Annotated in this window: 9 protein-coding genes; 1 reads left to right on the plus strand and 8 read right to left on the minus strand. The window is 46.4% G+C overall.

The window, feature by feature from the left end; genetic code table 11:
* Positions 1–8: 8 nt before the first annotated feature.
* The 8 genes from BMZ06_RS13370 to BMZ06_RS13405 all read right to left on the minus strand — a co-directional run bounded on the left by BMZ06_RS13370 (position 9) and on the right by BMZ06_RS13405 (position 10913).
* Positions 9–1826 (minus strand): IucA/IucC family protein, encoded by a 1818-nt coding sequence (locus tag BMZ06_RS13370; protein WP_089752549.1) that lies wholly within the window; start codon positions 1824–1826, stop codon positions 9–11.
* Positions 1827–2512: 686 nt separating this feature from the next.
* Positions 2513–3844: a lysine N(6)-hydroxylase/L-ornithine N(5)-oxygenase family protein gene (locus BMZ06_RS13375; RefSeq protein WP_089752551.1), complete on the minus strand. Its 1332-nt coding sequence runs from the start codon at positions 3842–3844 to the stop codon at positions 2513–2515.
* Positions 3819–4400, minus strand: a complete 582-nt coding sequence (locus BMZ06_RS13380) for a GNAT family N-acetyltransferase (RefSeq protein ID WP_425431773.1) — start codon at positions 4398–4400, stop codon at positions 3819–3821. Before BMZ06_RS13380 ends, BMZ06_RS13375 begins: the two co-directional genes overlap by 26 nt.
* Complete coding sequence (locus tag BMZ06_RS13385; RefSeq protein WP_089752553.1) at positions 4397–6160, minus strand: IucA/IucC family protein; 1764 nt, start codon at positions 6158–6160, stop codon at positions 4397–4399. The genes BMZ06_RS13380 and BMZ06_RS13385 overlap by 4 nt, the downstream gene beginning before the upstream one ends.
* Positions 6157–7665, minus strand: coding sequence for a pyridoxal phosphate-dependent decarboxylase family protein (locus BMZ06_RS13390; RefSeq protein ID WP_217646823.1), 1509 nt, complete (start codon positions 7663–7665; stop codon positions 6157–6159). The genes BMZ06_RS13385 and BMZ06_RS13390 overlap by 4 nt, the downstream gene beginning before the upstream one ends.
* A 7-nt stretch (positions 7666–7672) precedes the next feature.
* Positions 7673–9022: an aspartate aminotransferase family protein gene (locus BMZ06_RS13395; RefSeq protein WP_089752557.1), complete on the minus strand. Its 1350-nt coding sequence runs from the start codon at positions 9020–9022 to the stop codon at positions 7673–7675.
* Positions 9023–9318: 296 nt separating this feature from the next.
* The gene (locus BMZ06_RS13400) at positions 9319–10278 is read right to left on the minus strand and encodes an alpha/beta hydrolase (RefSeq protein ID WP_089752565.1); all 960 of its coding nucleotides are present in this window, start codon (positions 10276–10278) and stop codon (positions 9319–9321) included.
* Positions 10278–10913, minus strand: a complete 636-nt coding sequence (locus BMZ06_RS13405; protein ID WP_245756012.1) for a GNAT family N-acetyltransferase — start codon at positions 10911–10913, stop codon at positions 10278–10280. The genes BMZ06_RS13400 and BMZ06_RS13405 overlap by 1 nt, the downstream gene beginning before the upstream one ends.
* 483 nt (positions 10914–11396) lie before the next feature.
* Between BMZ06_RS13405 and tnpA the strand changes: the two genes are divergently transcribed.
* A complete protein-coding gene (tnpA, locus tag BMZ06_RS13410) occupies positions 11397–11795 on the plus strand; it encodes an IS200/IS605 family transposase (RefSeq protein WP_089752559.1) in 399 nt (132 codons plus the stop codon).
* Positions 11796–11797: the final 2 nt, after the last annotated feature.

Raw genomic sequence — 11797 nt, forward strand, 5'->3', positions numbered from 1 at the left:
TCTCTTCTTTACGTAGTAAGTTTCGTCTGTTTCTTAAAGGCAGCCAGCGCATTGCTGACGCGGCCAAATTCGGATGCGTGCGGGCGGTCATCCCCATCGGCGTAACCATAATCCACCATGCGGTTGCGGTTAAGACAAAGCTTAGTCATTTCTGGTTTGAAAAAGTCAAACAGCTCAAATCTCTCTTCCAATTCCGGAAATCTCTCCTGGTAATGATGGATGGATTCTGCGAGCAGCTGCCAGAATTTTTTCTCCGTAAGTAAATTATGATTTTCTAATAGATGGCTTAAATAACGCAGATGGCAGATAAACAATCCCGTAAAGATAAACTGCGTCAAACCTTCCGGCGGTTCCGTGCGCAGCACCGTTTTCATCTCTTCTGATAAATCGGCGAGCTCAGGAAACGGCTGGTCCGTAACGTTCACGTCATCGACAAAGTCTTTGATCGCCAGTCGGTGCGGCTGATTATTTTTAACGACAAGAATCGTATTCTGCCCATGCGGTGAAAAAACGGTGCCGTACTGATAGAGATAGTGAAGCAGTGGATCCATTACCACTTGATAAAATTTCTTCATCCATGCTTCCGGTTCAAGTCCTGATGCCTCTATCATGGCCTGGATATAAGGCATCCCGTTGTGATCTTCATGTAAGAGAGCGGCGAGCGTGATCGCTTGCTCCTCTTCTTCTAAATACGTATAAATGCTTTCCCGCCAAATCGCTCCTAACATTTCAAGGTACTGATAAGGCGTATCCTTCACCGCGGAATAGTGTTTATGATCCACATTGATGCTGGCATTTTCACCCGGCAGGATGACGCGGCACTCTTTTTTCAAAAAATCGTCCTGTTCATACATGCCTTTAATCAGTTCCGTTACTTTCGGGGCAATCAGCGTCCGCTCAGACGGCAGCCCACGATAAACCAGCGTGTTTAAAATGCTCATTGGCAGCTTCACGTGGTGCTTATCTGCCGAGCTTTTATTAACAAATGTACGAATCGACTGCTGAGGAAGGTAAATGTCCTGACCGTCCCCCAAGGCGATGATCTCCTTTTTCGCTATTTCCTCCGGGAAGTGCTGGATCAACTGATTCTTCCATTGCCATTCATGCACCGGGAAGAAGTAATAGTCGTCAGGATCACGGCCTTCCTTTACGACTTTTTCAGAAAAAGTCTCCCTTTCCTGTTCACTTAATTCCTGTTCCAGAAGCTGTTTATAGCTCACGTCCTGGACGGATTGGAAGCTGGCTAACTTCTTATGAGCGGCAATCCAGGAAAGCTGCACGTCCTGCTGGTGCTCCGGAGCAAACTTCAAATATTCGTCATAGCCAAAGCCAATTCTTCCTTTGTTATATGTAATCCACGGATGTCCCTTCATATACCCTTCCAGTTCGGCATAATCGGCTGATAAAAGTTGTTCGGAGGTGCGGTCTTTTTTCTGCATCAGATGTACATCGGCGATCAACGTAGCATTCATCTCTTTAATCAAGTGGCCGGTCGTTTCTGCCGACATACCAATGATTTCCTTCAAATCGACGAGCAGGTCAATCGCACTTTCGGCATCTTTTTCCACACCCTGGTCGATTTGTACAATAGACTCCTTCTTGACATCATAGCTGTCAAACAGACGCTGTTCCGCTTCAAAACGGTACACTTTCCCGCTATACACTTCCAGTTCATACGTACGCTTTTTCCCGTCAGAATGAAGCACGTCTGGTTTAATCATATCCTCATACATATACTCAGCTAACATCTTTGCGATCAACTGCTGATTAGCTTCCTTCCAATCCTTCGCGTTTAACTGTTCATGAATTTCATTTTGAAACAACAAGACGATCCCTTCTTTCTATATAATTAATGGCTATCATAAACGCAGTTGTGATTTTTCATGAAAAGGTTTTCCCACTATCTCTCCGTATTCTGTAAGACTCGATTTTGAAAAGTTTTGGGTCCGTTGCCATAGAAGAATTAGGGTTGGCGTGGAAATAACTTGCTTTCCTGCGACCTTACACGATGTAGGGTCGATCGACGTTGCCACAGGACGTGGTGACCTTAGTCGATCCTCTTTTTACAATAAGCCTCCTCGGTCGTTATCACTCCCTGCGGGATCTCGCCTACTCCCGCGGGGGTTCGTCATTTCCCCACCAACCCACCCACAAAGGGGGGCACGGACACTTTTGGAAGAGAATTGATTCATTCTTAACCTGTCTTGAATGCTGCTATAAAGTGCTATTCCGCATGGATAAGCATAAATTCAGTGCAAACAGAATGCTCTTATTTCTCATTGAGCAGGTGATTTCTTAAGTGGTTTCAAGATTCCTATCCTGCAAGGTCCGTAGGGGAACGGCGAGACTCCTGCGGGATGAACATGACAGGTGAGATCCCGGAAGGCGTCAGCCTGAGGAAGCTCAGCGCATGCCCGCGGAAAGCGAGTTGTTCACCGAAGGGCCTCTCCTCCAATCACACGTCTCGAAACTGAGTTTCGTAAAAATCAACATGGAGTGATACAGATAATAATTAATAGATTGGCACGGACTGCTTTTTCGTTCCGAAGGTCTGGAACACGTGCTTCTCTTCTACAGAATAAACCTCGCGATCAGCAATTTGGTTGATAATAACCGCATTTCGATAAGCCCCTAAACCAAGATCCGGCGCGCCCACTCCGTGTGTATGGAGTTCTCCATTCTGGATGAAAATCTCACCCGCTGTCTGTAGACGAGTCTCCAAATCATAGCCTTTGTTCACCACAAATCGCCCGTGCTCATCCCACACCATAAAGTCTTTCAATCCTTGGAAAAAAGCAGGCACGCGCGGCTGGTAACCTGTCCCTAAAATGACTACCTCCGCTTCAACCTTCACCGGCTCCCCGGTCACCTTCTGATAACCGTTAAGTCTAAATTTTTCACCCTGCTGCTCCATTTCTTTCAGTTCCGTCATCGCTTGCAGATGAATGCCAGGGTCAGCGTTGCCTACTGTTCGTTCATATAAATGATCGTAAATTTCCGCAATTGTTTCTGAACTGATCCCTTTATAAAGAAGATCCTGTTCATTCAGCAGCTGATCCTTTTTCGCTTGAGGGAGTTCATAAAAGAAGTCGATATAGTCCGGTGAAAAATACTCCAGACCGAGCTTGGAGTACTCCATCGGGAAAAACCCCGGTGATCTTGTGTACCACTCCAGCGATCCGCCCGTCTCTTCCTGATGCTTCGCCACATCTAAAAACACCTCTGCTGCACTCTGTCCCGATCCGATCACCGCAACCGACTGCGCCAGGTCACACTCCGGTTTTCTCGCGAGGTATTCGGACGTGTGAAACACGGACTCGCCGAGCGCCGGTTGGAAGGCTTCCGGCACGCGCGCTTCGGTGCCGATCCCCATCACAATATGTTTAGCGAGATAACGATACTCACGCCCCGTTTGCAGCTCTTCCGCAGTCACCTGATAGACCGTCTCTCCTTCGACCGGAATCGTTGTAACGTGAGTTACTTCACTGCCAAACTGGCAGGAGTTCAGCCGCTCACTGACCCATCGGCAATAGTGATTGTATTCCTTTCTTGGAATATGGAATTTTTCAAGAAAATAAAAATGGTACAGTCGATTATGCTGCTGCAGATAGTTCAAAAAGCTATGCTCGCTCGTCACATCGGCCATGCTGACAAGGTCCGCGAAAAAAGGGACCTGCAGGGTGGTTCCTTCGATCAGCATATGAGGATGCCAGTTGAATTCCTCTTCTTTTTCCAGAAATAAAGCCGAGACATCCTCGACGGGGTCAAGCAGCGCAGCCATCCCGAGATTAAACGGACCGAGCCCAATGCCAATGACGTCAAACACCTGTTTCTCTGGGTTCATTGTTCCACCTCGCTTCAAAATCTTCACGTTCACAAAACATGAGTAATCCTTCCTTATCAGGCAGCGTGACCGGGGAAATTGATCTAAAACCGCATTTTTTAAATACATGAATCATTTTTTCATTGCGGATATCCGGTTCAGCTACCACCCTCGCCGTGGAGGCCTGCTGGAATTGAAACCGAACCATGGCGCGCAGCAAAGGAAGAGCGTAGCCTGAGCCAAGAAACTTTTTCTCTCCAATCAAGAGGTGAACGCCCTGATCCCAGACTTGTGCTGGATAATAGTTTTCAATGATATCGCCTTTCACCCAGTAGGCTTCCCAGTAGCTCATCACTTCGCCGTCGATCGTGCCGAGGTAAAGCGTCTGATGAGCGTCAGCGAGTGCCTTACGAAAGTGGGTTTTAAAACGATCGAGTGAAATATTTAAATTCCAGAAGGGATGGACATGCTCTTCCTTCATCCACCGGTGTACCAATTCCACGTCTTCATAGGCTGCTTTCCGAAACCCAATCGTGCGCTGGATCGTTTCGTCGTACCATTCAAAATCAAGCGTCATGCACGAACCCCCGCCTTTGCCGCGAGCGGATTATCAACCGCCGTGTACACCGATTGCGCCTCCATCGGGCCCACCAGCTCATCCATGTCATACAACCGTGTCAAAAGGTTCGCTTTACATGGAAGTTTACTTTCTTCAAGCAAACTGTGAATCAATGGAGATGGAAGGTGTTCCGTCAGCCGCTGTCGTAAATGATCCATCAGCTTTTCCTCTTCAATCAATCCGCTTACGCCAAATCCATTAATTAATCCAAACAGGTGATTGAAGAAAAAGTAATAGCGAAGCCGCTCATCGGCCACCTCATCCGCACAAATGGTGTCACTTTTTTCATTTAATGTAGGAAGAAGAGCTTTCAGCTGCTCCGCCTTCGAACGGCTGAAGTAATAACCTTGATTGTCCCGGTAGTAGAATTCTTTTGGATAGCCATTCTCTAACTGCACAACCGAGTTCTGCTGGTGAGCTTCCGGGGCAATCCCGTAAGTAGTGTGCAGCCAGAGGATCGGATTCAGACTGATCGACAGATACTGCTGGAACCAATCCAGACTGACTTCTTCCACGGTCCGCTTTTCCCGGTCCGCAATACCCTGGATAATGGAATGCAGCCTGGATTTCCCGCCGTAAGCATGGTCCTGAACGAGCCCCGCAACAAGGGTTGCCTGCTTACTGTTTTGATAGAATGGATTTTCCCTCAGAGCCACTTCAAACCCTGACACTTCTTTACTAGTTTTCAGATTAATGGATGCCGGGTCTTTCATGATATGAAACTGCGGGTAACGGGCTTTTAACTCGCGACCCAGTTCTGTATCTAATAATCTGGTAACTTCCACTCCTCGCGCCAGTTCTTTCGGCTGGTTGGTTCGAAGGGAATTGGTAATCTTCACCGGCACGGAAAACTTGTACATAAACCGGGAATCTTCACTGTAAAGCGTTCGGAAAGAAGACGTCGCTGTAAAAAACAAACCCGCCGGTCCAACATTTTTTAGTGCGCCCGATGTTAGCAGCCTCTGGACTTCTTCCTCCTGCAGCACCGCTTTTGCCTGGAGAGGATGCATGGGAATTAAATAGCGCCCTTGCTGCCATTCCTCCTTCAGCTTTTCAGCATCCTGCGCCTGGGCCGCATCTTCATAAATCAGCTCTGCGGCCGAACGGTCCAGACTGGAATCCTGGTCGACGAGTACCGGGTCTGCACTAAAATAGTGAAGCTGAAAACGGCCTTTATATTCCGGAGAATACATCCGGTCCTCATCATCCGTCAGGCCCTGTTTACTTTTAGGAGTCGGGTGCATCAAATGTCCGAACAATAGCGACTGCTCCGCCTCGATGTAGGTAAACTCTTCTTCTAGTAAAGGATGGCGGTCATCCTCCCGCTCGCTGACATAGTCTTTCATCTTTTGACAGCTGAGCAGGACACGCAGCACCAGCTCATCTTCAGAGAATTCCTGCCCATTACCGATCAGCCATTCTTTTACGAGCAGACTGGTCATCGTCACATAATCGAGGGTATGATCGTTGTCATAACCTTCTGCTCGATAATAAATCGGAAAATCAAAGAGATGTCTTCCGGTTAACGACCAATATTGGACAGGCACATAGACATTCAGCTTCTGCCGGGTTAAAGGGATTCGCAAAATTCTCTGTCCAACTTCCTGTGATGACTTATCCGGCACCGTCGTCCATTCATAATTCTCTGTTTCTCTTAAATAACAATTGAGAAAACTCTGCATCGTTGCCTGTTCGGCGATTTCTTTTGCTTTTATCATTGAGATATCCCTCCTACGAGCGCATGGGCTGTTTTTTCAATCTCATCTATCACTTCGTTCACATCATTTTCACTAGTACGCGGATTTAACAGGGTGAATTTTAAATGCGTTTCTCCATCCACCGCTGTTTTTGCGATAACCGCCCTGCCTTCCTGAAAAAGCTGCTGCTGGATTTTCCGGTTCAGTTCTCCTGGTGTGGCGATATCCTCCGGGCAGTATTGGAACACGACGGTCGACATTTCAGGCGATGGATTAATCACTTTAAAACCAGGGCGTCTCTCAAGCTCACTTGCAGCATATTGAGCCACTTCCATCGTTCGATCAATCATGCTTCCTAATAAGCTGGTTCCCATCGTTTTTAATGTCACCAGCACCTTGAGGGCATCAAACCTCCGTGTGGTCTGGATACTTTTATCGACCAGATTCAGGATGCCTTCCTCTTCGTCTTCTGCAGGATTCAGATAGTCCGCATGATGAGATAGCAGGCGCAGATACTTCCGATTTTTTAACAAAAACACGCCGCAGCTGATCGGTTGAAACAGCCACTTATGAAAATCAAGCGCCATCGAATCAGCCCGCTCTAAGCCCGCAAGCTTGTGCTGATGCTCCTGACTGAGTAGCAAGCCGCCGCCATAAGCCGCATCCACATGAAGCCAGAGGCCTTTTTGCTTACAGAATTCAGCAAGATCCTCTAAAGGATCAATGCTTCCATAATCCGTCGTTCCACACGTAGCAGCGATGGCAAAGGGAAGCAGGCCTTCTGATTCCAGATCTTCTACGATACGGACCACTTCGTCTGGATCCATTTGATGATTTTCATCCACGGGGACCGGGATGACCGCCTGTTCCCCGAGCCCGAGCTGGGAGATCGATTTTTTCACGGAGAAATGAGCGTTCTCCGAGCAGAGCACTCTCATTTTCGTAAAGTGCTCAGGCAGGCCATCCGTTTGAACACGGTGATTCCATTGCGACAGGCAGAAGTCATCGCGTGCAAGCAGCATGCCCATATAGTTCGACTGGGTCCCTCCGCTTGTAAACACCCCATCGGCTTCAACTGGATACTTCACGGTCTCCGTAAGATAGCGGATTAGTTCTTCCTCTACATACGTAGCAGCCGGGCTCTGATCCCAGGAATCCATCGACTGATTGAGCGATCCAATCATTAATTCAGCCAGCACCCCCGGTAATAGGGGCGGGCAGTGAAGATGAGCCATGCTTTTTTCATGTGACACATGAAGGCTGTTTTTTAAAATTGGCCCTTTAATTTCCTCCAGCACTTCATTCAGCGACTGGGCTGATTCAGGAATATCCATCACCGGGCGCAGCTGTTGTTTAATCTCTTCCACAGAAAGCCCTGTAAAAGGCTGGTCAGTTCCTCTTAAAACGTCAGCGATCGTGTCTGCGACCAGATCGGTTTGTTTGCGGAAAGCCTCTGCCCCCTCTTCGCCCTGCTGAAGGACGAAGAGATCGAACAGATTGGCGGTCTGATTTTTAGTTGTTGTCACCATAGGCTTACTCCCTCGCAGCGGCCGCTACCGCTTCACGGAAGATCGAGATGACTTCCTCTGCCTGTTCGTCTGAAATAATAAGGGGAGGTAAGAACCGCACGACCGCTCCGTGTCTGCCTCCGACTTCAATGATCAACCCTCGGTCAAAGCACTCTTTCTGAATTCGGCTCGCAAGCGCTCCATCCGCTGGATACGCTCCTCTTGGCGACGCCTTCCCAGATGGATCAACTATCTCAACACCGATCATCAGTCCGCGGCCTCGTACATCGCCAAGCTCAGGATAATGCTTTTGTATGTCTTTCAATGCCTGTAAAAGTTTATCCCCTATTGCGGAAGCGTGGCTCGCGAGCTGATGCTCTTTCACGTACTTGAGAGTTGCGGTTCCTGCAGCCATCGCCATTTGATTTCCGCGGAAGGTACCAATATGAGCGCCGGGCTCCCACGCATCAAGATCACGGTCATAAACAACAACTGATAACGGAAGACTTCCACCTAATGCTTTGGATAGTACGAAAGCATCCGGAACAATGCCGGCGTGTTCAAAGGAAAACATTTCGCCTGTCCGGCCAATGCCTGTCTGAACTTCATCAATAATTAATGGAATGCCGCGTTCTTTCGTAATCCGGCGCATTTCTTTCAGCCACTCAAGCGAAGCTGGAATCGCTCCTCCTTCTCCCTGCACCGTTTCAAAGATCATCGCTGCCGGTGGAAGAATGCCGCTTTCAGGGTCATCCAGCAGCTGCTCTATGTAAGCCGCACTCAGTTCAGCTCCTTCTTTCCCGCCTTTTCCGAAAGGACAACGGTAGTCATAGGGATACGGAAGAAAATGCGTGTCCGGAACGAGCCCCTGGACCTTCCTTTTTGGAGCCAGGTTGCCGCTGATGGACATCGTTCCGTGCGTCGATCCGTGATAACCTCCCTGAAACGTTAACAGGCTTTGTCGGCCCGTTGCCGTTTTAGCAAGTTTTAAAGCCGCTTCGATCGCGTCTCCTCCGGTTGGACCGCAGAACTGAATTTTTGCCCGGTCACGGAATCCTTCTGGAAGACTTGCAAACAATTCATCTACAAAACTTTCTTTTACCTCTGTTGTAATGTCCAGCGTGTGTAACGGCAGCCGGTCATGAAGGACTTTCTCCATCGCTTCAATAACAACGGGATGATTATGTCCTAACGCAAGCGTTCCCGCTCCTGCCAGACAATCTATGTAAGTTCGACCCTCAACATCTGTAATATATATACCTTCTGCTTCTTTTATCGCTAATGGAATTCGGCGCGGATAAGAGCGCGCATTGGATTCTCTTTTTTCCTGTTGATTCAATAATTCCTGATTGGATTTGCTTGTTGTAACGCTCATTTTCCCAACTCCTTCTTGATCAATTGGTTACTCAACGCAATGTTAATTGAAAATGATTATCATCGTCAACAGTAACTGAGAACTATTATCATTTTCACCTGTAGAGAAATGTAGACCTCAACCCTTGGTGTGATGCTATTTTTAACACGTAAAAGCAACGCACTATGAAATGAATAATTAGTAAAATATACCTGCAAACATCATAGGGATATGAAGAACTCTAGAAATCGTTCGTAAGTTTCAATCAGGATTCCAAATAAAGAAAAGTCCACCTTCGTCAAAGAAGGTGGACTTTCTCAGTTATGCAGAATTTCTTTTAACTTCCTGGTTGTTTCCTCTAATGCTTCATGAGCGCGATCAACGACACCAATCATATTGATAAAACTGTGAACAAGATCATCATAATGTAAACTATCTACAGGGACTCCGGATTCTTCAAGACGTTTAGCGTACGAGAAGCCTTCTTCTCTTAAAGGGTCGTACTCAGCCGTCACGAGTAAAGTCTGCGGAAGCTTCTCCATATTTTGCATCCGGAGAGGGGACACATACACCTCTCCCCCTTCAGCAGGCTCGTTCAAATAATGACCGAAAAACCATTTCATTTTTTCATTTGTTAAGTTGTACCGATAATTGGCCTGGTAGGATAACGTATCAAAATAATAATCCAGCACAGGCGTCACTAGAAATTGAAAGGAAATATCGAGGTCCTCTGTATCTCTAAAATAAATAGATGCAGCAGCGGCAAGGTTTCCTCCGGAGCTTTCCCCGCCTACCGCTAAGCGTTCAGCATCGCCCTTCCATTTATTCAGCTGACAGGAAGTCCATCTGACCGCATCAATAGCATCATGAAAAGCCGCCGGGTATTTATGCTCAGGGGCGAGCCGGTAACCAACAGATACAATGATCGTTTCCGCATATCTGGATAAATACCGGCAGACGTTACCGGAGCTATCCAGGTCACCGAACACCCAGCCTCCGCCGTGAAAGTAAACAAGAACCGGGAAGGGTCCTGTTCCTTCCGGCCTATAGATTCTTACAGGAATATCATCTCCGTCTCTTCCTTGGAAATAGCTTTCTTCCACGGTCACGCCCTCAACAGGCAGTTCTTTAAAATAACCTCTCGCCACCTGGTAGTACTCTCTCGATTGCTCAGGGGTCAGATCATCTAAAGGTGGATGCTCAAGCTCGACCATCTTCCCCCCAATCGTTTTCAGTAATTGAGTCACTTGCGGGTCTACTGCTATGGTCTCTTTCATCACACCAGCTCATTTCCTGGAACCGTCATGGACGTATGAATAGTCACATCGATATTTTTTTCTCTAAGCTTTGCGAAAACAGCCTCTTTTTCTCCTGCGATCAAGGCAGCCTCTTTATTTGGCAGATGTACACGCCCTAATACTTCTCCGCCTAACTCTTTCAAAATAGGAATAACGATCCGGTTCCGTCGATCTGGTTCACCAATAATCCTTTTCGTATTATAACGGTCGAATAAAAATAGAATCATCGCCCGCACAATCGATAATCCATCCTCTTTATTTAAGTAAGAACGAGGGCCGATCAGAAGATGCATCCCTAAATCGCCTTGTTTATCATCATAATATTCTTTGATTGGGTCCTCTTCAACCGAATAAGCGATCAAATAGCAGACCGGCTCCCCATTAAATGTACCTATGTAACAATCTTTATGTTCCGCTTCTGCGGAATGATGGACCCAGCGTTTCAATTCAGATAACGGAAGATTCAGCTTCCAGAATGGTGCGATATGTTTTTGATGCATCCAGTCATAAAGGAGCTCTACGTCTTGATTTGGATCTAACGGACGGAAGGAAAAATTTTCTACCTTTTCCCCATCCGTGATATTCAGTTCCGTGTACTTGGATGTATGTTGCACAATCTTTCCTCCTATTCATTACATGATAATGATTCTCATTATCACATACGTTTGTAACGATTATAGGAAATAACTAATATGAAAGTCAACTAAACTTTCTGCCTACGAGTCTGGGAGAATCATTGATTCATATTTCTATGAGCATTAGCAAGAGTTGTCAGCACCCGCTTCACGTCCCCATATCTCACCCACTTTTTATATTTAATGATTTTTAATACTTGTACATTACCGCTCTAAGATCACGCAGCCTATAATCCCCAGATCATTTCGCACAATCCCCATCCACATTCATGGCTTCCAACGTGAGCACTTATTTTAAAACTACTTTAACGAACTTCCGAAAGAAGTCTCCCTCTTCAAGCGTGTGAAGGGCGAAGCTCAGCGGTAAGGGGGAGATGAATTTCGGTTGGGCGAGAGCCCAAATGCTTTTGATTACAATATATGATATAATCAGTCTTATAATGGATAAGGACTGATATATAAATGAAATTAGATAGTAATAACCATTCAGTGTTCTTGTTGTATTATCATCTTGTATTGGTCGTGAAATATAGAAGACACGTCATCGATGACACCATTTCAAACTATGCTAAAGATAAATTCTTGTCGTTGAGTGAAAACTACAATATTTCACTGGTCGAATGGAATCATGACATTGATCATATTCATATTTTATTCAAAGCTCATCCCAACACCGAATTATCAAAATTTATTAACGCTTATAAAAGTGCAAGCTCAAGACTTATCAAAAAAGAGTTTCCTTCCGTTCGGGAGAAATTATGGAAGGAAATGTTTTGGTCAAGAAGCTTTTGCTTAGTAACCACGGGTGGTTCGTCCATTGAAGTAGTAAAAAAATATATTGAAAACCAAGAGAAGAAATGAGG

This window comes from Halobacillus alkaliphilus (assembly GCF_900113125.1).
GTDB classification, from domain to species: domain Bacteria; phylum Bacillota; class Bacilli; order Bacillales; family Halobacillaceae; genus Halobacillus; species Halobacillus alkaliphilus.

Excerpts from the sequence above, each read along its gene's own strand:
- BMZ06_RS13375 (WP_089752551.1), bottom strand. The coding sequence starts at position 3,844 with ATGAACCCAGAGAAACAGGTGTTTGACGTCATTGGCATTGGGCTCGGT.
- BMZ06_RS13380 (WP_425431773.1), bottom strand. The coding sequence starts at position 4,400 with ATGACGCTTGATTTTGAATGGTACGACGAAACGATCCAGCGCACGATT.
- BMZ06_RS13385 (WP_089752553.1), bottom strand. The coding sequence starts at position 6,160 with ATGATAAAAGCAAAAGAAATCGCCGAACAGGCAACGATGCAGAGTTTT.
- BMZ06_RS13395 (WP_089752557.1), bottom strand. The coding sequence starts at position 9,022 with ATGAGCGTTACAACAAGCAAATCCAATCAGGAATTATTGAATCAACAG.
- BMZ06_RS13400 (WP_089752565.1), bottom strand. The coding sequence starts at position 10,278 with ATGAAAGAGACCATAGCAGTAGACCCGCAAGTGACTCAATTACTGAAA.
- tnpA (WP_089752559.1), top strand. The coding sequence starts at position 11,397 with ATGAAATTAGATAGTAATAACCATTCAGTGTTCTTGTTGTATTATCAT.